The organism is Rhizobium quercicola, assembly GCF_021168455.1.
Classification (GTDB): Bacteria; Pseudomonadota; Alphaproteobacteria; order Rhizobiales; family Rhizobiaceae; genus Ferranicluibacter; species Ferranicluibacter quercicola.
The window spans coordinates 256,555-276,824 of sequence record NZ_JAJOZR010000004.1 but is presented as its reverse complement, the minus strand read 5'-3'; the positions used below and the strand labels follow the sequence as shown (position 1 = coordinate 276,824).

Sequence of the window (20,270 nt, the reverse complement as noted above, 5' to 3'; positions counted from 1 at the left end):
CCATGCTGACCGATCATTTTCGACCCCAATCCTTCAACGGCATCGACGACATCGTCATCGTCGGCGGCGGGCTGGCCGGCCTGTTCTGCGCGCTGAAGCTCAGTCCGCGCCCGGTCACCGTTCTGGCGGCCGCGCCCATCGGCCACGGCGCATCGTCCGCCTGGGCGCAGGGCGGCATCGCCGCGGCGATGAGCCCGGGCGACTCGATCGATTCCCACGTGGCCGACACGCTGGCGGCCGGCGCCGGCATCGTGGACGAGAAGATGGCGCGCCGCATGGTGTCGGAAGGTCCCGCCCGCATCCACGATCTCCTGTCCTATGGCGTGCCCTTCGATCGCGATCTGGAAGGGCACCTGCTGCTCTCGCGCGAGGCCGCGCATTCCGAGCGCCGCATCGTGCGCGTGAAGGGCGACATGGCCGGGCGCGCCATCATGGAGGCGCTGATCGCCACGGTGCGCGCCACGCCGTCCATCCGGGCGATGGAGGGCTATGTCGTCGAAGAGCTGATCCGCGAGGGCCGCTTCATCGCCGGCGTCGTCGCCCGGCCGGATGCCGGGCAGTCGCGCAAGCGCATCTCGTTTCCGGCGCGAGCCGTCGTGCTATGCTCGGGCGGCGTCGGCCATCTCTTCGCGGTCACCACCAATCCGCGCGAGGCGAGCGGGCAGGGCGTCGGCATGGCCGCGCGCGCCGGCGCCATCATCGCCGATCCCGAATTCGTCCAGTTCCACCCGACGGCCATCGACATCGGCCGCGATCCGGCGCCGCTGGCGACCGAGGCGCTGCGCGGCGACGGCGCCCTGCTCGTCAACCGGGATGGCCGCCGCTTCATGCTCGACATCCACCCCGACGGCGAGCTTGCCCCGCGCGACATCGTCTCGCGCGGTGTCTTCGCCGAGGTGGCGGCCGGCCGGGGTGCCTTCCTCGATTGCCGCAAGGCCGTGGGCGAGCATTTTCCGCAGGCCTTCCCCACCGTCTATGCCTCCTGCAAGGCGGCGGGCATCGATCCGGTGACGCAGCCGATCCCGGTGGTGCCGGCCGTCCACTACCACATGGGCGGCATCCTCACCGACGCCGAGGGGCGCACCTCGATCGACGGCCTGTGGGCGGCCGGCGAGGTGACCTCCACCGGCGTCCATGGCGCCAACCGCCTCGCGTCCAATTCGCTGCTCGAAGCCGTCGTCTTCGCCGCCCGCATCGCCGAAAACATCCAGGGCATGCTGCCGGCCCCGCGCCAGGGCAACTGGTCCGGCAATGCGGGTGAGAGCGACGATCTCGTGACGGTGGAAGACAGCCCGCAGCTGCGCGAACTCCGCCGCACAATGTCGGCCCATGCCGGCGTCATCCGCGACCGGGCGGGTCTGCTCACCGCCGCCCGCACCGTCGCCGCGCTGGAGCGCGCCACGCCGCGCCTGCGCTTCGCCAACATCGTCACGACCGCCAAGCTGATCGTCGCCGGTGCCCTGATGCGCGAGGAGAGCCGCGGCGGGCACTTCCGCTCGGACTTCCCCGAACCCCGCGCGCAGTGGCAGCACCGGACCTTCATGACGCTGGAGGAGGCCGACCGCATCGTCGCCGACGCCACGGAAACCGCGAGCGCCTGACGACACCGGTGCTTGCACCTGTCGGCACGCCATTCTTTCGAAAGACCCCTCGATGACCGCTCTTCCCCCCTACATGCCCACGCTCATGGTCGAGGATATCGTCCGCGCCGCCCTGATCGAAGATCTCGGCCGCGCCGGCGATATCACCACGGCGGCCACCATTGCCCCGCATCTCACGGCGACGGCGGCGATGAACGTCCGGGACGCCGGCGTCGTCGCCGGGCTCGATCTTGCCCGCGCCGCCTTCCGCCTCGTGGATCCGTCACTCGTCTTCGAGGCTCTGGCAAACGACGGCGATCGTGTCGCCCCCGGCACCACCATCGCCCGCATCTCCGGTCCGGCGCGCGGGCTCCTGTCGGCGGAGCGGGTGGCGCTGAACTTTCTCATGCATCTGAGCGGTGTCGCCACCACCACCGCCCGCTATGCCGAGGCCATCGCCCATACGGCTGCCAAGGTCTGCTGCACGCGCAAGACGCTGCCGGGCCTGCGCGCCGTCGAAAAATATGCCGTGCGGCTCGGCGGCGGGTCCAATCACCGCTATGGCCTCGACGATGCGATCCTGATCAAGGACAACCATATCGCCGTGTCCGGCGGCGTTGCACCTGCCATCCGCGCAGCACAAGCCTATGCGGGCCATCTGGTCAGGGTGGAGGTCGAGGTGGACGGGCTGGAGCAGATGGAGCAAGCGCTGTCGGCCACGCCCGATGCCATCCTCCTCGACAATATGGGCCCGGACCTCCTGCGCGAGGCCGTGGCGCTGAATGCCGCGCATTGGCAACTCTCTGCCGATGTCTACGCGACCGACCGTCGGCGCACGCGTCTCGAAGCGTCCGGAAACGTCGATCTCGCCACCATCGCCGCCATTGCCGAGACGGGCGTGGACTATATCTCCACGTCGAAGATCACCATGGCGGCGCCGACGCTCGATATCGGTCTCGACATCGACATTGGCAGACCCTGACGAAGCAGATCCTGTCGCGCCCGGCAGAGCTCTGCGCAGCATAACGACAACGGAGACGGCATTTGAGCGACATCTGGATGTTCATCCTCATCGGCTTTTTCGCGCAGCTGGTCGATGGCGCGCTCGGCATGGCCTTCGGGGTCCTCTGTACCACCGCTCTGCTCGCCTTCGGCATGCCGCCGGCGGTGGCGAGCGCCATGACGCACATCACGGAGGTCTTCACCACGGCGGCCTCCGGCGCCTCTCATGTCTGGCAGCGCAATGTCAACTGGAAGCTCGTGATGCGGCTGGCACCGGCCGGCATGATCGGCGGCATTCTCGGCGCCTATGTCCTCTCCAACATCGACGGCAAGGTCATCGAGCCCTTCATCTCCGTCTACCTCATCCTCATCGGCATCTATATTCTCATCAAGGCGTTCCGGCCGCTGTTCCAGCGCGACGTGCACGACTGGACCGTGCCGCTGGTGGGCTTTGCCGGCGGCGGCCTCGATGCGGCGGGTGGCGGCGGCTGGGGGCCGATCGTCACCACCTCGCTGATCGGACGTGGCCATGATCCGAAGAAGGTCATCGGCTCCACCAGCCTCACCGAATTCGCCGTGACGCTGACGATCTCCGCCACCTTCATCGTCACGCTCGGCTGGTCGCAGCTCGACGCGGCGGTGGGCCTGATCATCGGTGGCGTTCTCGCAGCCCCGATCGGCGCCTACATCGTCAAGCACCTGCCCATCCGTCCCCTGATGGTCGCCGTCTCGATGATCATCATCGCCACGTCCGTCGTCCGCTTCTTCTGACGTCGGGTGGCGTCGGCCGGCCGTCACGCATGTGTGCGGGGAACCTCGCGCAGCCCGGGACGTTGGGTTCATGCCATTCTTCGAATACGCCGGGACTACTCCCGAGGTGCTGGAAGACCAGAGCCGATAGACACGAGCGCCACGAAACGAAGGGAAGAACCACCATGACCTCTACGATCACCACCCTCGCTGCAGCCACGCTTGCGGCCACCATTGTCGCCGCAGTGCCCGCCACCGCGCAGATGCAGTCCCAGACGGCAAGCGCGAGCTTCGTCGGCAAGGACGACAAGGAGACCGGACGCGCGCTCCTGACCGCCGGAAAGCACGGCGTGCTGATGGAGGTCGAGGTGACCGGCCTTCCGGCCGGTACCTGGGTTGCCTTCCACGTGCACGAGACCGGGAAATGCGATCCGGCGCATGCTCACGCCTCGGCCGGCGGCCATTTCAATCCGGACAAGACGGAGCACGGTTTTCTCGCCGCCAACGGCCCGCATGCCGGCGACATGCCCAACCAGTATGTCGGCGCCGATGGAACGCTCCGCGCACAGGTCTTCAACAGCATGGTGACGCTGGACGACAAGGCCAACGGCATCCGCGGGCGCGCCCTGATGATCCACGCCAAGGCCGACGACAACCGCAGTCAGCCCTCCGGCGACGCCGGTGATCGTCTCGCCTGCGCCGTCATCAAGTAAGGTCGCCCGCGCGACGGATCATGCATCGAAAGGACCGGGGCCGTCGCCCCGGTCCTCATCCCTTGGGGCCTCGGGCTCCGGCTTTACCGCGAATTCGTCCTTCACCCGTTTCAGCATGCTGCGCGTCGTCGCCCACCAGTTCGGCGTGGAGACCCAGTAGCGCAGCGTGACGGTCGCGTCGTCGCCCGAAAGCTCGGCGATGAACACGCTCGGCGCCGGCGTCTTCAGCACCGTGTCGTTCCCGCGGGCGATATCCAGCAGCTTCTGCATCGCCTCATCAATGTCCTGATCGGCCGGGATCGAGATCGTCAGATCATGCTTGCGCGTCGGCAGGCGGCTGAAATTGCGCACCGGTGTGTTCCACAGCGTCGAATTCGGCGCCAGCCGGTAGACGCCGTCGGAATCCACGAGTTCGGTGGCGAAAAGCCCGATCTCCCGGATCGTGCCGGCCACGCTCGATGTCTCGATGGATTCGCCCACCCGGAAGGGCCGGAGGACGAGCAGCATGATGCCGGCCGCGATGTTCTGCAGCGTGCCCTGCAGCGCCAGACCGATGGCGAGACCGGCGGCGCCGAGCGCCGCGATGATCGAGGCTGTCTGCACGCCGAACTGGCCGAGCACCGTCACGAACACCAGCACCAGCAGAGCGTAGCGGATGATGTTGGAAAAGAATCGCGCCAGCGTCTCGTCGATGCCATGAACGCGCTTGAGGCCGGCATAGGCCCAGTTGTGCAGCAGCCGCGCGATCAGCCAGCCGGCGCAGAGCAGCACCAGCGCCCCGACGATCGAGAAGGAATATTGCACGGCGAGAGCCGACGCCTGGCTAAGCGCCGTTCGGGTGGCAAGGATGACGTCCGGCTGTTGTGGTTCCATGAAAGGCCCTCTTCGTTGGAAGGAGGGGACATGGGGCGCAAGCCTTGGGGGTCAACCGGTCGGGTCGGCTTTGATACGCTCAGCGGCTGCCGAGCTTCAGGCCCGGTGCCGGTCGCTCGTCGAGGATCTGGCGGCGAAACCGGAAGAGCGCGGCCGGGCGTCCGCCTGTCGCGCTGGTCGCCATGCCTGTCGGCTCCACGAGCGCTGCGCCCTCCACCAGGCGGCGAAAGTTCTGCTTGTGCAGGTGTCGCCCGGAGATTGCCTCGACCGCGCCCTGCAGGTCCGTCAGCGTGAACGCCGGCGGCATGAGTTCGAAGATGACGGGCCGGTATTTGATCTTGCCGCGCAGCCGCGCCACCGCCGTGGCAACGATCCGGCGGTGATCGTGGCGCATGGCCTGACCGACCGGTTCGCCCGGCTGGCCCGCGTCGGCGGCGTCGTGCCCCTCAGCGTCGCTGGCCGCCTCGGCCACCAGCCCGGCCTCGTAGAGCAGCTCGTACCGCTCCAGCACGCGCTCCTCGTCGAAGGGGAAATCGTCAAGCCCGAAGGCGAGCCGGATGCGGCTGCGGCGGCTGGCGGGGTCCGCGCGCTCCCAGGTGGCGAGCGCCGGCAGGATGACGCGATCGAGCACCGGCGGGCGCCCGTGCCGCCAGTCCTCCCACGGCAGGTAGACATACCAGTCCCGCCAGTCGGCGCCGGCCTGCGAGAGGCGCAGGGTCGTCTCCGCATCGCTGCGGGTCAGCGCGAGGTATCCGACGGAGACCATGTGCAGGCGGTCTTCGTTGGCCAGCCGCTGCCGGCCCCGGTCGCCGAAGGTGTAGAGCTGTTCGATATAGCCGAGATCGAGCGCCGTCTGCTGCTCGACGCGCGCGCGCAGGCTGGTTTCGAAGGTGCGGTGCGTGGCGGGGTCGAACGGGCCGAAGGGCAGGGCATCCCGCCCGCCATCGCCGCCTTTACTGACGACGAGAATGCGCGGCGACCGCTCCACCATCGCGACGATGGCGGCGTTCAGGCCGATTTCGACGGTCATGCCGCCCCGCGCGGCCTCACCCGGCATCGGCGGATACCACGGCGGCAGACGGGTTCGGATCGAAGACGAACGGCGTGTTGCCATCCGCGTCCTTGCCGCGGCCGATGCGCTTCATGGCCGCGATCAGCCGGCCGTTGCGGCCGAGCATGGCATCGCCGATGGCGATCAGCCGTGCATTGGGCGTGGCAAAGGGCGATGCCGCGCGCAACCGGTCGGCCAGCGCGTCGTCGTCCTGATCCGGCGCGATGGCCAGCGCGGCGATGGCGGCGGCGGCGGGCGAGCGGGAAACGCCCATCCAGCAGTGAACGAGCAGCGGCGTCTCCCGCTGCCAGCCGCGGGCAAAGGCGACGATGCCGTCCACATGCTCTTCGGCGGGCGCGATCAGCTTGTCATTGCCGGCAAAGGTGATGTCGTTCAGGCCGAGCGTCAGATGGCGCCCGGCGGCGATCATGCCCGGCCGGTGAAACGTGTGCCCGACGGCCATCAGGCTCAGCATGTCGCGACAGCCATGCCGGACGGCCATTTCGCCGATCCGCGCCAGCGGCGAAACGATGATGACGCTCATGATCCCGCTCTTTCCGAAACGCGGATGCCCGCGCGCTCCGCTTCGATCGCCTCGAACCGCGCGATGAAGAGCCGTTGCGCCTCGAGCGCGGGCAGGGGCTCCATCGTCAGCATGTCGCAGGTGATGCCGCGCGGCTGCCCGAAGATGCGGCGGGCTTCCTCCAGCGTGAAGCCGGCCAGCACGGTCGCCTCGAAAAAGGCGGCGATCTGGTCGGCCTTCTTGATCCGCTCCTTCACCGCCTCCGGCGTGATCGGCGGCAGGCCGAAGCGCAGGTGGATCGCGCCTTCCAGCCGCTTCTCGACCGCCTTGTAGCCACCGCCGACGACGGCCTTGAACGGCGAGATCATGTCGCCGATCACATATTCCGGCGCATCGTGCAGCAGTGCCATCTGGCAGTCCGCAGCACTTGGGCGACCGTTGCGGCGAAAGATTTCCTCGACGACGAGAGAGTGCTGGGCGACCGAAAAGGCATGCGGCCCATCCGTCTGCCCGTTCCACCGCGCCACGCGCGCAAGCCCGTGCGCGATGTCGGAAAGCTCGACATCGAGCGGCGAGGGATCGAGCAGATCCAGCCGCCGGCCGGAAAGCATGCGCTGCCAGGCCCGTGGCGACATCAGGCGCCAGCCTCCGACGGTTCCGGCGCGACATCGGGCGACGGCACGGGAAAGGCAAGCCCGGTCCAGGCGGGCAGTGCCAGCGTCAGCGTGACGTCGTCCGCCAGGATGTCCGTTCCGCTCGCCAGCGCGTCGCCCACCTTGTCGGTCCGGACGATGGCGAGACCCGAGCGCCCTGCCACGCTGCCGAGCGTGCCGATCGGCTTGCCGCCGGCCGTGATGGCGGTGCCGGACGCCGGCAGGTCGGACGCGCCCTCGACCGTCACCACGCGCCGCCGCGCGGTTCCCCGGTGCTGCATGCGGGAGACGACCTCCTGCCCGACATAGCAGCCCTTACGGAACGAAAGCCCGCCATTCCTGTCCAGCAGGATGTCGTGCGGAAAGGCGTCCTGCAGCGCATAGTCCGCGCCGGACACCGCAATGCCGGCCGCGATCCGCGCGGCATCCACCCGTCCCTCGGTGTCTGCGATGCCCGCGATGCCATAGACCCGGTAGGCGCGAGAGCCCGACGTTGCAAAGCGCACGTCGAGCAGCGCACCCTCGACCGCATCGAACGACACGGCGACCGCGGTCTCGGTGTCGAGAGCGAGCGTGATCGGCGCACGGAGCTTGTAGAGCGTCAGTCGCTTGAGAAGGGCAGGCGCCTGTTCCGCGCTGGTCTCGATCCGCACGCCTGTTGTCGTCCGGCTCACCAGAAAATCGAACAGGATCTTGCCCTGCGGCGTCAGCAGCGCGCCGGGGCGTACCTCGTCCGCGGCCAGCTGCACGACATCGGTGGTGATCAGCGCCTGCAGAAATTCGACCGCCGTCTCTCCGGAAACGGTGACGAGCGCGCGATCGGGGACTGCGAAAAGAGACATGGTCGATCCTGAAAGGGCTGGACGCCCTGCAAATGCAAAGTGAGACGCGTCCCCGACAGGGTGCGAGCGCTGACCCGCGCACTCTCGCCACCCGAGGGATCGGAGTGGCAGGAGGCACGCTGCGGGTCGTCAAAAGGTAGGCTTTCGCCGGTCGTGCTGCAAGCGTCTGCCGGTGCCGACAGCAATCCGGCGTCAATCGCCGCCGATGAAGAACTTCCACTGCCCGTCGGGGGTGATGCCGATGCGGTAGAAATTGTAGCTGCCGAACTCCTGCATGGCTGCGACGTCGCCGGCCGTGACGAGGCGCATCAGGTCCACTTTTTCCGGCGGCGTCAGGCTGTCGAGCGACTTGGCGGCAAAATAGGGCCAGACATACATTTCGTCCGGCGTTCCCTTGTCGATCACGGTGAAGCCCGTGGAGAGCACGTCGAGCATGATGGCGAGGATTTCGAGCCCGTCGGCATCGCCGGACAGGCCTTTCACGGCGGCGACGGGGTCGGTCTCCTCCTCGCTGTCGCCGATCGCGGTCGCCGTCTCGCCCTTGCCGAGAAGCGGGCGCAGGCGCTCGATATCGCCGGAGGCGGCGGCCTCGACGATCAGCTCGCGCATCCGGGCGACGGGCTTGGGAATCTTGGAGATGTCGGTGAGCACCTCGACGGGCCCTTCTTCGGCCTCGGCCGCCGGCGTCTTGCCCGGCGGCTGCTGTCCCGGTGCCTTCTGTCCAGGCGTCTGGCCGTCGGCATTGCCCGACCGCGGCGGCGCCGTCGGCTTGTTCACCAGCGGGTCGGGCATGGGAATGGCGCTGGGCGTGCGCGGCGGAGCCGGTTCGTCCTTGCCCTGCTCGGCGGGCGCGTCCCGCTCGCCCGCCGCCGCATCCCCCGGGATGCTGCGCAGCTGGCTCAGCGCGAAGGCCGGTGCCGCGGGCACGAGGCATGTCGAGGCAAGAAGGGTGGCGAGGGCAAGCGCACCAAGAAGAGCGGAAGAAGTCCGGCTGTTCGACGAACGTGTCATGGCACTCTCGTTACGGCTGAAGCGTCGGCTCTTGCATGGGCCCCGAAAAGGAAGAACGGGTTCGGGACGACGACATGCATCAAAACAGAGACGTGAAGCGCGTTGTATGAATCCCTTCCCACGCAGTGCGCGGTGCGGGACGGTGCGGATCGGGCAGCGGCTATTGAAGCGAACGCTGCGGAGAAAACTCGCCGGCCAGCATGCGCTCGCGAAGCGAATTCAGCATGGCCTCGGCACCGTCTTCGCCATGCAGGCGGATCGTCTCGCGCATGGCAAGCGCGATGGCGGCGTCTGCAATGATCTCGGGCTCGATTCCGTCGGCCATGCCGTCGGCCCAGGCCTCGTTCTGATGTTCCAGCGCCGCCTGCATCTTCTCGTGGACGATCATGTCGTCGATCTCGTTGAGGCTCTGTTCCATCGACCGTTCCATGCAATTATACGCTTTCACATCACGCCGCATCGGAATCGCGGCGGCACTTGTTACCATGGTCTTAACAAGACTAGCAGTCTTTTACCGAAACGACATGGCCCGTTCGAAAAAAGGTTAACGGAGCCCTAATTTCCGAAGCGCGAGACGATTTCGGCGGCCAGTGTTGCCCCTTCGTCACGGTAGCGCTGGTCGGCCAGCACGGCGCTCGGTGTACAGCTTGTATAGACCGAGGCGAAACTGCGATAGCCCCTGTTGAAAGCGGCCGTCAGCCGAGCCTTGCGATCCGGCTCCGCACCGGCCTCCCGATCGATCAGCGCCTGCATGTCGGAGCGCCACTCCCGGGCTTTCGGGTCGGCGCAGAGCGTGCGCAGATAGGTAACGGAGCCAACGATTTCCGCCATCCGCAGAAGCCGTGCGTCATACGGCGCCGGCGTTGCCGGCTGCACGTCGGCACGGGCTGCAGGCGCAGGCTCCGTCACCGGCTGCGCCTGAGCGCTATAAACCGGCAGGCCGGACAGCAGGAGAAGGCTGGCGAAGCGTGCGCGCAAGGGAATCGTCCGTTTCATGCCGGCGAAAATGCCCGGTTCCCACGATTTCGCAAGTCCCGGCCGTCCCGTCATGTCCGCGCGGCTTCCAGCTTGGCGATGCAATCGCGCACGCTCAGTGGCGCCGGCAGGTCGGCAATTTCGGCGGCGCTGTACCAGCCAAGGCTCGCTGCATCGTCTCCGGCGACGGCTTCGGCGTCGATATCCGCCTCGACGCGAAAGACCGACAAGAAGAAATGCCGCCCGCCCGCGCCGTCCGCCGTGTCCGCCGGCAGGTCGTAGGTGGCAAAGAGCCGAGGGGCCGAGCCTCTGATGCCGGTCTCCTCGAACAGCTCCCGCACGGCCGTTTCCGCCGGCGTCTCGCCCGGCTCCGCCCGGCCGCCGGGAAAGGCGAACATATCGGCGGACGGCGGCTTGGAGCGGCGCACGAGCAGGTAGCGACCGTTGCGCATGACGATGGCGGACGAGGCGAGGGCAGGTGGCGGAGAGGCACTCATGACGGTTCCGTTCTGGCGTTGCGGGCGAATCGATCCTACATCAGCCCGACGGCCGGGCGCGATCGAGTGCGAGACGTGACGCCGGACATCCGGCGAGGCTACGGGGGATCGACATCATGTGCGGACGCTTTGCCTTGACGGTATCGCCGAAAGAGCTTGAGGAGGCGCTGGCCGTCATCGACGCCGGTGACTTTCCGCCACGCTACAACATCGCGCCGACCCAGCCTATCCTCGTCGTCGCCGCCGCCGACCGCACGGACCCGCGCAGCAACACCCCGCCGCGTCGGACGGCGCTCGTGCGCTGGGGCTTCCTCCCCGGCTGGGTCAAGGACCCGAACGACTTTCCGCTGCTCCTGAACGCGCGCGCCGAAACGGCCATCGAGAAGGCCTCGTTTCGCGCGGCCATGCGCCATCGTCGCGTCCTCGTGCCCGCATCGGGTTTTTACGAGTGGCGGCGCCATCCCAAGGACAGCGGCCTTGCATCGCAAGCCTACTGGATACGGCCGAAATCCGGCGGCATCGTTGCCTTCGGCGGCCTGATGGAAACCTGGGCTTCGGCCGACGGGTCCGAGATGGACACGGGCGCGATCCTGACGACCCGCTCCAACGCGGCCATGGCCTTCATCCACGACCGCATGCCGGTGGTCATCCGGCCCGAAGACTTCGCCCGCTGGCTCGATTGCAAGACGCAGGAGCCGCGAGACGTCGTCGACCTGATGGTGCCGGCCGATGACGACCTGTTCGACGCAGTGCCGGTCTCCGACGCGGTCAACAAGGTCGCCAACACGACGCCGGATATCCAGACACCGGTCAGCCTTGCCGCGCCGGCGGAGGCGCCGCAGCGGGCGGACAGAAAGAAACCTGCACCGGCAGGGCCGGCAGACGAGGGCGACGGCCCTCAACTCTCTCTCTTCTGATCACCCCGTTGTTCTGATCGCAAGCCACGGGCGAGCCTGCCCATGGCGTGCGATCAGTGTTCGCGCCAGTCGCGAATGCGATCGGCAACCCTCGCCGGTTGCGCCGAAGCCTTGGGCTTCTGGTGCAGCGCTGCGGCAGCCACGGCCTTCAGGCCAAGCGGGCGGTAGCGGTCGATCAGCGTCTCGTTCTTGGCAGCGGCCTCGGCCGTGTCCGTCTTGCGTTCCGTCATGTCACTCTCCTAATCATGATTCCGTCCCGGGTCGGGTCCTGTTCGGGCGAAACCATCGCGGGATGGTCACAACCTGCAGCACCTCGTTCGTTCCCGGAGAACCGAGCGTTTCGCGTTGTCCCCGCACGCTCGAATCTCCTGAAATTCTGTGGTTTTCAAACGGTTCAATCATGACAAATTCATGTCCATCCTGCGAGCTTTTTGCGAGGGAAAACATGCTGCGATGCAACCGGGCGCATGCTGCGATGCGGCGAGTCTCCAGGCTTCATACGACCCCTTGACCCAAGGGTGGGCCTCTTGACCCAAGGCCCGAGAACGGCGATAAAGCCGCCATGAAAACGGACACCTGCATTTTCTGCGGCTCGATTATTCGCTAGCGCTTGCCGCTGGCCCTTTCCGTTTCGTCTCCTTACCCAAGACCAAGATGACAACGCGAAGGCCGGCAGGCCGGCGCGCGTGATCTTTGGCGGCCATCCGCCGGATCGACCTTTCGGGACAAACGACAAGCATTGATGACAAAAGGGGAGACGATACGCATGACGGACGTGCCGGCACTGAGGCTCTACAATACGCTGACGCGCGAAAAGGCCGATTTCGCGCCGATCGACGCCGGTAATGTCCGCCTCTATGTCTGCGGCCCGACCGTCTACGACTTCGCCCATATCGGCAATGCGCGCCCGGTCATCGTGTTCGACGTCCTGTTTCGCTTGCTGCGCCATCTCTATGGCGAGGCGAACGTCACCTATGTCCGCAACATCACCGACGTGGACGACAAGATCAACGCGCGCGCCCTCCGCGACTTCCCGGATCTGCCGTTGAACGAGGCCATCCGCGCCGTCACGGAAAAGACCGAGACGCAGTTCCGGGACGACTCGCGTGCGCTCGGTTCGCTGGAGCCGACCGTCCAGCCGCGCGCCACCGAGAACATCGCCGAGATGATCGCGATCATCGAGGCCCTGATCGCGCGCGGCCATGCCTATGTCGCGGCTGGCGAGGTGCTGTTCGACACGACCTCGATGGCCGATTACGGCGCGCTCTCGCATCGCAATCTCGACGAGCAGCAGGCGGGCGCCCGCATTGCCGTCGATGCGCACAAGCGGAGCCCCGGCGATTTCGTATTGTGGAAGCTGTCTTCCGACAACGAACCCGGCTGGGAGAGCCCCTGGGGCCGCGGCCGTCCGGGCTGGCACATCGAGTGCTCGGCCATGAGCCACCGCTATCTCGGCGAAACGTTCGACATCCATGGCGGCGGCCTCGACCTCATCTTCCCGCACCACGAGAACGAGATCGCCCAGTCTCGTTGCGCTCACGGCACGACGGCCATGGCCAATGTCTGGATGCACAATGGCTTCGTGCAGATCGAAGGTCGCAAGATGTCGAAATCGGACGGCAACTTCGTCACCATCCACGACCTCCTGCACACGGAAGATTTCGGCGGGCGGAAATGGCCGGGCGAGGTTTTGCGCCTTGCCATGCTGATGACGCATTACCGCCAGCCGATCGATTTCAGCCTCAAGCGGCTGGAGGAGGCGCAGGGAATGGTGCGGCGCTGGGCCGACGCCAAGGTCCGGATCGCCGCTCTTCTGGCCGAACACACGGAGGCGCCCGTCTGGACCCTGCCGCCGGAGAGCTCTGTGCTCGACGATCTCAATCTCTATCCCGTGATCACCGGCATCAACCAGCTGGCAAACGATGCGGTGAAGGGCGATTCGGACGCCGCGTCCGCCTTCCTCGGGCTGCTCGACCTGTTGGGCTTCGAGGCCATCGAGCATCTGAGCCAGCAGGCGACCGATCTCGACCTCAGTCTTGCCGACGAAGACAAATGGGCCGGCGTGACGCAACGGATCGAGGAGCGGCTGGCGCTGCTCAAGGCCCGCAACTTTACGGACGCCGACCGGATCCGGGATGAACTGCTCGCGGAAGGCATCCAGCTGAAGGATGGGAAGGATGCCGGGACGGGCGAGCGGGTGACGACCTGGGAGGTCAAGCGCTAGAAACGGCCGGGCGCGGCGGGCTTGCTTTGCGCGCCGGATCGGAATGGAATGCGGATGGACGGGATCGCCGGATCGGCCGGCGTGAGACGACGACAGACGTCGAGTGCGGGAGAAAAGCGGTGACCTGGTCGTTCATGCAATGCTTCTACGGCAAGACTCATTCTGTGAGCGACGGGCGGCACGCCATTGTTGCCGCAGGTCTTTTCCATCCGCCCGGCCAGACGAGGACCGTATGGTGACGATCAATGGATATACCGGCGGCTGCCAGTGCGGTGCCCTTCGCTTCCGGGTGGACGGTGCGCTGGGCGACGCCTCCGTCTGCCATTGCCGCATGTGCCAGAAGGCATCCGGCAGCTTCTACATGCCGCTCGTTTCCGTGCGACAGGCCAAGCTCCTGTGGACGCGGGGACAGCCGAAGCACTTCCAGTCCTCCAACCATGTGCGGCGCGGCTTCTGCGCCGATTGCGGCACACCGCTGACCTATGAGGCACCGGACGGCGTGGCGCTCGCCATTGCCACCTTCGACGACCCCGCGTCGATCGCGCCCGTGATCCAGTGGGGTACGGAAGCAAAGCTTCCTTACGTCGACGGCATCTGCGATCTGCCGGAGCAGGACACCATGGCCGACATCACGGCCGCGCCCTTTCTGGACACGCTGGTCTCCTACCAGCACCCCGATCACGAAACGGGCCAATGGCCGCCTGAGGAGAGACAGCAATGAGCGACGTCGAGAAAACGGGCGACGACAGAACAGGCGGCTGCCAGTGCGGTGCCGTGCGCTTCCGCATCAGGGGCACGCTCGGCCGCCCGTCGATCTGCCATTGCCGCATGTGCCAGAAGGCCTTCGGCGGCTTCTTCGGGCCCCTAGTCACCACGCCTGAAAACGGGCTGAGCTGGAGCCGCGGCGAGCCCGCCTGGTTTCAGTCATCCATCAACATTTCCCGCGGCTTCTGCGCCTCCTGCGGCACGCCGCTCGCCTATCGTCATCCCGGCGGGCTCGAAATCGCCATCGGCGCCTTCGACGACCGCTCCGATCTCGCGCCGCAGATTCAGGTCAATGTCGAGGCCCGCATCCCCTGGGTCACCACCATCTTCGACCAGCCGGTGCACAGCGATCCGGACTATTACGCGCAGCAGGAAGCCATCATCTCCTTCCAGCACCCCGATCACGATACGGCCGACTGGCCGACCCATGGACTGAGCCTATGACCTTCGAAAACGATACCGATAGCCTGCGCGGCTTTTATCCGCCGATCGAAGCCTATGCCTCCGGCCATCTCGACGTTGGCGACGGGCATTCGATCTATTGGGAGCGGTCCGGCACCCCCGGCGCCAAGCCCGCCGTGTTCCTGCATGGCGGCCCCGGCGGCACCAGCGGCCCGAACCATCGCCGGCTGTTCGATCCCGCTCTCTACGACGTTCTCCTCTTCGACCAGCGCGGATGCGGCAAGTCCACGCCGCATGCGGGCCTCGAGGCGAACACGACCTGGCATCTGGTGGCCGACATCGAGCGCCTGCGAAAGATGGTCGGTGTCGACACATGGCTCGTGAACGGCGGCTCCTGGGGCTCGACCCTGGCGCTCGCCTATGCCGAAACCCATCCAGAGCACGTCTCGGAACTGGTGCTGCGCGGCATCTACACGCTGACGAAGGCCGAGCTCGACTGGTACTACCAGTTTGGCGTGTCGGAGATGTTCCCCGACAAGTATGAACGCTTCGTCGCACCGATTCCGCCGGAAGAGCGCCACGAGATGATGCAGGCCTATTACCGCCGCCTGACGGGCGACGACCTGGCGCTGCGCCGCGAGGTGGCCAAGGTCTGGAGCACCTGGGAAGGCGAGACGATCACGCTTCTGCCGCAGCCCGATACCAGCAGCAAATTCGCCGAAGACGATTTCGCCGATGCCTTCGCCCGGCTGGAAACGCACTATTTCGTGCATGCCGGCTGGATGGACGAAGGCCAGCTCGTGCGTGACGCCCACCGCCTCCACGGCATTCCCGGCGTCATCATCCAGGGCCGCTACGACATGCCGTGCCCGGCGAAATACGCCTATGCGCTGCACAAGGCGTGGCCGCAGGCGGAATTCCATCTGGTCGAATGCGCGGGCCACGCCATGAGCGAGCCCGGTATCCTCGACCGGATGATCCGCGCCACAGATACTTTCGCCGGCAAGGAAGCCTGATTCATGAAGCGCGAGCGCATCTTCCTCTTCGACACCACGCTGCGCGACGGGCAGCAGACGCCCGGCGTCGATTTTTCCGTCGAGGACAAGATCGCGATCGCCGCCATGCTCGACGATTTCGGCATCGACTATGTCGAGGGTGGCTATCCCGGCGCGAACCCGACCGATACCGCCTTCTTCGCCAAGCGCCGCACCCGCAACGCCCGCTTCGTCGCCTTCGGCATGACGAAGCGCACCGGCGTGTCCGCCGCCAACGATCCCGGGCTCGCGGGCCTGTTGCAGTCGGCGAGCGACACGATCTGTCTCGTGGCCAAGAGCTGGGACTATCACGTCGCCGTCGCGCTCGGTTGCACCAACGCGGAAAATCTCGACAATATCGCAGCCTCCGTGGAGGCCGTCGTGATCAGCGGCCGCGAGGCCATGGTCGATTGCGAACACTTCTTCGACGGCTACAAGGCAAACCCCGACTACGCGCTCGCCTGCGCCAGGGCCGCCTATGATGCCGGCGCACGCTGGATCGTCCTCTGCGACACCAATGGCGGTACGCAGCCGCAGGAGATCCTCACGATCGTCACCGCCGTCGTGGCCGCCGGCATCCCCGGCGACCGCCTCGGCATCCACGCGCATAACGACACGGGTCAGGCGGTGGCCAATTCGCTGGCCGCGGTCGAGGCCGGCGTTCGCCAGATCCAGGGCACGCTGAACGGCATCGGCGAGCGCTGCGGCAATGCCAACCTCGTCACCCTCATTCCGACGCTCGCGCTGAAGGAGGTCTATGCCAGCCGTTTCGAGACGGCCATCGACACCGACCGCCTGCAGGAGCTGACCAAGCTCTCCCACGCCTTCGACGAGCTGCTCAACCGCTCGCCCGATCACCAGATGCCCTATGTCGGCGCCTCCGCCTTTGCCACCAAGGCCGGCATCCACGCCTCCGCACTGCTGAAGGACCCGCGCACCTACGAGCATGTGACGCCGGAAAGTGTGGGCAACCTGCGCAAGGTCATGGTGTCGGACCAGGGCGGCAAGGCCAATTTCATCAATGCCTTGAAGCGGCGCGGCATCGTGGTCGGCAAGGACGATCCGCGCCTCGACCGGCTGATCTCCATCGTCAAGGAGCGCGAGGCGACCGGCTATGCCTACGAGGGCGCCGATGCGAGCTTCGCCATCCTCGCCCGCCGCACCCTCGGCCATGTGCCCGATTTCTTCCATGTCGAGAGCTTCCGCGTCATGGTCGAACGCCGGTTCGACGCCAACGGTCAGCTGAAGACCGTGTCGGAAGCCGTCGTCCGCGTCCTCATCGACGGCGAGGAGACGCTGTCCGTCGCGGAAGGCCACGGCCCCGTGAATGCGCTCGATCTCGCGCTTCGCAAGGATCTCGGCAAGTACCAGCACGAGATCGCCGATCTCGAACTCGCGGACTACAAGGTCCGCATCCTCAACGGCGGCACGGAGGCCATCACCCGCGTCCTCATCGAATCCACCGACGCCACCGGCGCCCGCTGGTGGACCGTCGGCGTCTCCGACAACATCATCGACGCTTCGTTCCAGGCCTTGATGGACAGCATCGTTTTCAAGCTGCTGAAAAACCGCGATGGCGCTGTGGCGGCCGCGGCGGAGTAGATCACTCTTCGGAGACGCGAAGATCGCGGCCGCGATGAAATATGCGAATGATAATGACCTGTTCGTCCTGCACCTGAAAGACAATACTTGCCCGGCGGCGAAAGCCAACGATGCGGAGGCCAGGGCTCACATTATTCCTTGCGAAACCGCACGCGGGAAAGAGGGCGAAGCTGAGACAATGTTGATGGATGTCACCGACATACTTCAGGGCGACGGCGGACCCGGCTCGCGGTGCAAGATAGTCGAAGAGCTCCGTCAGATCGGCGTTGGCTTCCGGCGTGAACCGGACAGTCAGGTCGCTCACGGCTTATCTTTAAAGCTGGACCTGTCGATGTGATCTTTGATCGCCGCCCAGGATTCTTCCGCACTCATCGTGCGACCCGGTTCCCGTGAGAGCGCATCGACAGTTGGCAGCACCTCGTCGTGCAACCAGGTTTCGAAAGCCGCATCCTGTGTGGCGATCGTCATCAGCCCCTCGCGGAAGACATCGCTTTCGGTGGCATATTCGCCCGAGGCGACCTTTTCCTTCACCAGCATTGCCATGTCGTCCGGAAGAGTGATGCGAAATGCCTGCATGTCTTCGGCTCCTTGAAATTTGACGGTATTCTATCGCATGAGGTCTCAAACGGGAATACTTTTGCGGACGGTTGCGCAGCGTCATAGAGGTGAGTGACCGTTCAAATTCCTGTGGACGGAAGCCTCACAATACCAGCCGAAACCGTGCGAACCCATCCGCGCCATCTCCCGCATCCTCAATCTTCGCCGCCTTGACTTGGCCTAGCAGCGGCCGCGCCTTCGGGCCCGTTTCGAACAGGGCCGTCGTGCCGGGCAGGGGCTTGAAGCGCCAGTTGGCGTCGGCGGCGGGGTTGATCGTGCCTTGGTCGTGGATGTAGCGGACGATGACGTCGCGGTTGGTATCGGGGGCGGCGAAGACGACCTTGTCGCTGGCGATTTCCGGAAACTTGCCGCCGCCGCCGGCGCGGTAATTGTTGGTGGCGACCACGAATTTTCGTGCGGGATCGATGGGTTGGCCGTCGAATTTCAGATCCGTGATGCGGTGCGCGGTCGCATCGGCCAGTTTGCCGTCCGTGTCGAAACGCGCCGGCTGCGACAGGTCGATCTCGTAGGTCACCCCGTCGATGACATCGAAATTGTAGGACGGGAAGCCGGTGCTCAGCAGCGGCTGGTCCGTCTGGCCAGGTGCCAGGCGATTGAACATGCCGGCCGACATTTCGAGCCAGTTTTCCACCTGTGCGCCGGTGATGACGACGGCCTGCACCGTGTTGGGATAGAGATAGAGATCGGCGACGTTCTTGATGGCGATGTCGCCCGCGGGCACGTCGGTGTAGTAGTCGGCGCCGCCGCGACCGCCGGCCTTGAAGGGGGCGGCTGCCGAGAGAACGGGCAGGTCCTTCCATGCCGTCTCCTTCAGCATGTCCCTGACGTACCAGGTCTGGGCTTGTGACACGATCTGCACGGACGGGTCGTCCGCCACCAGCGCGAAATAGGAATAGAGCGGCGCCGAAGTCTTGCCGACGGGCGTTCGGACATAGGCGAGGGTCGCCTCGTGTTCGGCCTTGGCGGCGGCCAGCACGTCGGCGCGGTCGTTGACGTCGGCCACGACCGTCTTGTCCTCGCGGTGGTAGATCGGCCGGGCCTCGGTGGTGAAGTCGACAATCTTCCAGCTCTTGCCATCCCGTTCCAGCAGCAGATCGATCAGCCCGAGATGGGAGCCCCAGAAGCCCGCCATGACGGCCGGCTTGCCCTGCAGTGTGCCCTTGACCGGGTCCACGCCCGCAATGCCGTCGAAGCTCTTCGGCCCGGGAAAGACCAGATGCTGGTGGCCGGTCAGTACCGCATCGATGCCCTCGACGCCGGCGAGGTAGAGAGAGGCGTTTTCCATGCGGTCCGTCTGGCCGCTGCCGTCGATGCCGGAATGCGACAGCGCCACGATGATGTCGGCGCCGTCCTCCTTCATCACCGGCACCCAGGAACGGGCGGCTTCCACGATGTCGCGCGTCTGCGCCTTGCCTTCCAGGTTCTTCACGTCCCAGAGCATGATCTGCGGCGGCACGAAGCCGATCAGGCCGATCTTCAACAGGCTCGTCGCACCGCTGCCGTCGGTCACCGTCTTCTCGATGATCGTGTAGGGCTTGAAGAACAGCGCGTCCCTGGTCGGATCCTCGGCCAGCGTCCCCGTCGTCAGATTGGCGCAGACATAAGGGAAGTTCGCGCCGGAAAGCGCCTTTGCCATGAAGTCGAGCCCGTAATTGAACTCGTGATTGCCGAGCGTGCCCGCCTCGTAGCCGAGCAGGTTCATGGCCTTGATGACAGGGTGGACGTCGCCCTCCTTCAGACCCTTCTGGTAGGCCATGAAATCGCCCATCGGGTTGCCCTGCAGAAAGTCGCCATTGTCGACCAGCAGGGTATTGCCCGCCTCGGCGCGAATGGCGTCGATGATCGAGGCGGTGCGCGAGAGGCCAAGCGTCTCGTTCGGCTTGTCGCCGTAATAGTCGTATGGATAGACGTGGACGTGGATGTCGGTCGTTTCCATGAGGCGCAGATGCGCCTGGTTGGCGTTCGCCTGCGCGGCAAACGGATGCAGCATGACAAGCCCGGAGGCCGATGCAAGCCCGCCGAGGAAAGCCCGGCGGGTGACGATCGGGGCGAGGGAGAGGAAGGGCGCTGAGGGGGAGGACATGACGTTCCTTTCGTGCCGGATCACTTCGAAGGGACCATATACCAAAAGGCGGGTTTGGCGACCTTCGGGCGGACGGCATCGGCCCGTCTGCGACGAGCGAACCGCCATCGGAAATCTCGCAGGCAAAAGCGACCGTCGTGTGTCACCAGAATTCG

23 protein-coding genes are annotated in these 20,270 nt (G+C 66.0%); 10 read left to right on the top strand and 13 right to left on the bottom strand.

What is annotated here, in order from left to right:
• Nucleotides 1–2: 2 nt before the first annotated feature.
• The 4 genes from LRX75_RS08180 to LRX75_RS08165 all read left to right on the top strand — a co-directional run bounded on the left by LRX75_RS08180 (nt 3) and on the right by LRX75_RS08165 (nt 4,045).
• Entirely contained in the window at nt 3–1,601 is a 1,599-nt protein-coding gene (locus tag LRX75_RS08180) for an L-aspartate oxidase (RefSeq protein WP_231813373.1), read from the top strand.
• A 52-nt stretch (nt 1,602–1,653) separates the two neighbouring features.
• A complete protein-coding gene (nadC, locus tag LRX75_RS08175) occupies nt 1,654–2,562 on the top strand; it encodes a carboxylating nicotinate-nucleotide diphosphorylase (RefSeq protein ID WP_231813371.1) in 909 nt (302 codons plus the stop codon).
• A 77-nt stretch (nt 2,563–2,639) separates the two neighbouring features.
• Nucleotides 2,640–3,353: a sulfite exporter TauE/SafE family protein gene (locus tag LRX75_RS08170; protein WP_231813469.1), complete on the top strand. Its 714-nt coding sequence runs from the start codon at nt 2,640–2,642 to the stop codon at nt 3,351–3,353.
• A 164-nt stretch (nt 3,354–3,517) separates the two neighbouring features.
• Nucleotides 3,518–4,045 (top strand): superoxide dismutase family protein, encoded by a 528-nt coding sequence (locus LRX75_RS08165; RefSeq protein ID WP_231813369.1) that lies wholly within the window; start codon nt 3,518–3,520, stop codon nt 4,043–4,045.
• Nucleotides 4,046–4,063: 18 nt separating this feature from the next.
• On the opposite strand, the gene LRX75_RS08160 is transcribed toward LRX75_RS08165, so the two are convergent.
• The 9 genes from LRX75_RS08160 to LRX75_RS08120 form a co-directional block, all read right to left on the bottom strand.
• Nucleotides 4,064–4,918 carry a mechanosensitive ion channel family protein gene (locus LRX75_RS08160; RefSeq protein WP_231813367.1) on the bottom strand — a complete coding sequence of 285 codons (855 nt, stop codon included), beginning with the start codon at nt 4,916–4,918 and terminating at the stop codon, nt 4,064–4,066.
• Nucleotides 4,919–4,997: 79 nt separating this feature from the next.
• Nucleotides 4,998–5,975: an NUDIX hydrolase gene (locus tag LRX75_RS08155; protein WP_231813365.1), complete on the bottom strand. Its 978-nt coding sequence runs from the start codon at nt 5,973–5,975 to the stop codon at nt 4,998–5,000.
• Complete coding sequence (locus LRX75_RS08150) at nt 5,965–6,513, bottom strand: tyrosine phosphatase family protein (RefSeq protein ID WP_231813363.1); 549 nt, start codon at nt 6,511–6,513, stop codon at nt 5,965–5,967. Before LRX75_RS08150 ends, LRX75_RS08155 begins: the two co-directional genes overlap by 11 nt.
• The gene (locus tag LRX75_RS08145) at nt 6,510–7,130 is read right to left on the bottom strand and encodes an HD family hydrolase (protein WP_231813468.1); all 621 of its coding nucleotides are present in this window, start codon (nt 7,128–7,130) and stop codon (nt 6,510–6,512) included. The genes LRX75_RS08150 and LRX75_RS08145 overlap by 4 nt, the downstream gene beginning before the upstream one ends.
• The gene (gene ygfZ / locus LRX75_RS08140) at nt 7,127–7,987 is read right to left on the bottom strand and encodes a CAF17-like 4Fe-4S cluster assembly/insertion protein YgfZ (RefSeq protein WP_231813361.1); all 861 of its coding nucleotides are present in this window, start codon (nt 7,985–7,987) and stop codon (nt 7,127–7,129) included. The genes LRX75_RS08145 and ygfZ overlap by 4 nt, the downstream gene beginning before the upstream one ends.
• Nucleotides 7,988–8,179: 192 nt before the next feature.
• Nucleotides 8,180–8,998 carry a hypothetical protein gene (locus tag LRX75_RS08135; RefSeq protein ID WP_231813359.1) on the bottom strand — a complete coding sequence of 273 codons (819 nt, stop codon included), beginning with the start codon at nt 8,996–8,998 and terminating at the stop codon, nt 8,180–8,182.
• A gap of 160 nt (nt 8,999–9,158) precedes the next feature.
• Complete coding sequence (locus tag LRX75_RS08130) at nt 9,159–9,428, bottom strand: hypothetical protein (protein ID WP_092988168.1); 270 nt, start codon at nt 9,426–9,428, stop codon at nt 9,159–9,161.
• A 125-nt stretch (nt 9,429–9,553) separates the two neighbouring features.
• Nucleotides 9,554–9,994, bottom strand: a complete 441-nt coding sequence (locus LRX75_RS08125; RefSeq protein ID WP_231813357.1) for a TIGR02301 family protein — start codon at nt 9,992–9,994, stop codon at nt 9,554–9,556.
• A gap of 50 nt (nt 9,995–10,044) precedes the next feature.
• The gene (locus LRX75_RS08120; protein ID WP_231813355.1) at nt 10,045–10,470 is read right to left on the bottom strand and encodes an NUDIX hydrolase; all 426 of its coding nucleotides are present in this window, start codon (nt 10,468–10,470) and stop codon (nt 10,045–10,047) included.
• 116 nt (nt 10,471–10,586) lie between these two features.
• On the opposite strand from LRX75_RS08120, the gene LRX75_RS08115 reads away from it, so the two are divergent.
• Nucleotides 10,587–11,387: an SOS response-associated peptidase gene (locus tag LRX75_RS08115; RefSeq protein ID WP_231813353.1), complete on the top strand. Its 801-nt coding sequence runs from the start codon at nt 10,587–10,589 to the stop codon at nt 11,385–11,387.
• A gap of 53 nt (nt 11,388–11,440) precedes the next feature.
• On the opposite strand, the gene LRX75_RS08110 is transcribed toward LRX75_RS08115, so the two are convergent.
• A complete protein-coding gene (locus LRX75_RS08110; RefSeq protein WP_231813350.1) occupies nt 11,441–11,617 on the bottom strand; it encodes a hypothetical protein in 177 nt (58 codons plus the stop codon).
• Nucleotides 11,618–12,153: 536 nt separating this feature from the next.
• Between LRX75_RS08110 and cysS the strand changes: the two genes are divergently transcribed.
• The 5 genes from cysS (at nt 12,154) to cimA (ending at nt 17,414) form a co-directional block, all read left to right on the top strand.
• Nucleotides 12,154–13,611 (top strand): cysteine--tRNA ligase, encoded by a 1,458-nt coding sequence (gene cysS / locus LRX75_RS08105; protein WP_231813348.1) that lies wholly within the window; start codon nt 12,154–12,156, stop codon nt 13,609–13,611.
• A gap of 232 nt (nt 13,612–13,843) precedes the next feature.
• Nucleotides 13,844–14,332, top strand: a complete 489-nt coding sequence (locus LRX75_RS08100; protein WP_231813346.1) for a GFA family protein — start codon at nt 13,844–13,846, stop codon at nt 14,330–14,332.
• On the top strand, nt 14,329–14,820 hold the full coding sequence (locus LRX75_RS08095; protein WP_231813345.1) for a GFA family protein: 492 nt from the start codon (nt 14,329–14,331) through the stop codon (nt 14,818–14,820). Before LRX75_RS08100 ends, LRX75_RS08095 begins: the two co-directional genes overlap by 4 nt.
• Complete coding sequence (gene pip / locus LRX75_RS08090) at nt 14,817–15,794, top strand: prolyl aminopeptidase (protein WP_231813343.1); 978 nt, start codon at nt 14,817–14,819, stop codon at nt 15,792–15,794. The genes LRX75_RS08095 and pip overlap by 4 nt, the downstream gene beginning before the upstream one ends.
• Before the next feature lie 3 nt (nt 15,795–15,797).
• Nucleotides 15,798–17,414 carry a citramalate synthase gene (gene cimA, locus LRX75_RS08085; protein ID WP_231813341.1) on the top strand — a complete coding sequence of 539 codons (1,617 nt, stop codon included), beginning with the start codon at nt 15,798–15,800 and terminating at the stop codon, nt 17,412–17,414.
• A gap of 1 nt (nt 17,415) precedes the next feature.
• On the opposite strand, the gene LRX75_RS08080 is transcribed toward cimA, so the two are convergent.
• The 3 genes from LRX75_RS08080 to LRX75_RS08070 form a co-directional block, all read right to left on the bottom strand.
• Nucleotides 17,416–17,718, bottom strand: coding sequence for a type II toxin-antitoxin system RelE/ParE family toxin (locus tag LRX75_RS08080; RefSeq protein WP_231813339.1), 303 nt, complete (start codon nt 17,716–17,718; stop codon nt 17,416–17,418).
• Nucleotides 17,715–17,990 (bottom strand): ribbon-helix-helix domain-containing protein, encoded by a 276-nt coding sequence (locus LRX75_RS08075; protein ID WP_231813337.1) that lies wholly within the window; start codon nt 17,988–17,990, stop codon nt 17,715–17,717. The genes LRX75_RS08080 and LRX75_RS08075 overlap by 4 nt, the downstream gene beginning before the upstream one ends.
• A 124-nt stretch (nt 17,991–18,114) precedes the next feature.
• Nucleotides 18,115–20,115: a bifunctional 2',3'-cyclic-nucleotide 2'-phosphodiesterase/3'-nucleotidase gene (locus LRX75_RS08070; RefSeq protein WP_231813336.1), complete on the bottom strand. Its 2,001-nt coding sequence runs from the start codon at nt 20,113–20,115 to the stop codon at nt 18,115–18,117.
• Nucleotides 20,116–20,270 lie beyond the last annotated feature (155 nt).

Bases quoted from the DNA above. Each gene is read 5' to 3' on its own strand.
- LRX75_RS08170 (WP_231813469.1), top strand. From the start codon at position 2,640: ATGTTCATCCTCATCGGCTTTTTCGCGCAGCTGGTCGATGGCGCGCTC.
- LRX75_RS08165 (WP_231813369.1), top strand. From the start codon at position 3,518: ATGACCTCTACGATCACCACCCTCGCTGCAGCCACGCTTGCGGCCACC.
- LRX75_RS08100 (WP_231813346.1), top strand. From the start codon at position 13,844: ATGGTGACGATCAATGGATATACCGGCGGCTGCCAGTGCGGTGCCCTT.
- LRX75_RS08070 (WP_231813336.1), bottom strand. From the start codon at position 20,115: ATGTCCTCCCCCTCAGCGCCCTTCCTCTCCCTCGCCCCGATCGTCACC.
- nadC (WP_231813371.1), top strand. From the start codon at position 1,654: ATGACCGCTCTTCCCCCCTACATGCCCACGCTCATGGTCGAGGATATC.
- ygfZ (WP_231813361.1), bottom strand. From the start codon at position 7,987: ATGTCTCTTTTCGCAGTCCCCGATCGCGCGCTCGTCACCGTTTCCGGA.
- pip (WP_231813343.1), top strand. From the start codon at position 14,817: ATGACCTTCGAAAACGATACCGATAGCCTGCGCGGCTTTTATCCGCCG.
- LRX75_RS08130 (WP_092988168.1), bottom strand. From the start codon at position 9,428: ATGGAACGGTCGATGGAACAGAGCCTCAACGAGATCGACGACATGATC.
- LRX75_RS08075 (WP_231813337.1), bottom strand. From the start codon at position 17,990: ATGCAGGCATTTCGCATCACTCTTCCGGACGACATGGCAATGCTGGTG.
- LRX75_RS08120 (WP_231813355.1), bottom strand. From the start codon at position 10,470: ATGAGTGCCTCTCCGCCACCTGCCCTCGCCTCGTCCGCCATCGTCATG.
- LRX75_RS08125 (WP_231813357.1), bottom strand. From the start codon at position 9,994: ATGAAACGGACGATTCCCTTGCGCGCACGCTTCGCCAGCCTTCTCCTG.
- LRX75_RS08110 (WP_231813350.1), bottom strand. From the start codon at position 11,617: ATGACGGAACGCAAGACGGACACGGCCGAGGCCGCTGCCAAGAACGAG.
- cimA (WP_231813341.1), top strand. From the start codon at position 15,798: ATGAAGCGCGAGCGCATCTTCCTCTTCGACACCACGCTGCGCGACGGG.
- cysS (WP_231813348.1), top strand. From the start codon at position 12,154: ATGACGGACGTGCCGGCACTGAGGCTCTACAATACGCTGACGCGCGAA.
- LRX75_RS08160 (WP_231813367.1), bottom strand. From the start codon at position 4,918: ATGGAACCACAACAGCCGGACGTCATCCTTGCCACCCGAACGGCGCTT.
- LRX75_RS08150 (WP_231813363.1), bottom strand. From the start codon at position 6,513: ATGAGCGTCATCATCGTTTCGCCGCTGGCGCGGATCGGCGAAATGGCC.
- LRX75_RS08180 (WP_231813373.1), top strand. From the start codon at position 3: ATGCTGACCGATCATTTTCGACCCCAATCCTTCAACGGCATCGACGAC.
- LRX75_RS08155 (WP_231813365.1), bottom strand. From the start codon at position 5,975: ATGCCGGGTGAGGCCGCGCGGGGCGGCATGACCGTCGAAATCGGCCTG.
- LRX75_RS08135 (WP_231813359.1), bottom strand. From the start codon at position 8,998: ATGACACGTTCGTCGAACAGCCGGACTTCTTCCGCTCTTCTTGGTGCG.
- LRX75_RS08115 (WP_231813353.1), top strand. From the start codon at position 10,587: ATGTGCGGACGCTTTGCCTTGACGGTATCGCCGAAAGAGCTTGAGGAG.
- LRX75_RS08095 (WP_231813345.1), top strand. From the start codon at position 14,329: ATGAGCGACGTCGAGAAAACGGGCGACGACAGAACAGGCGGCTGCCAG.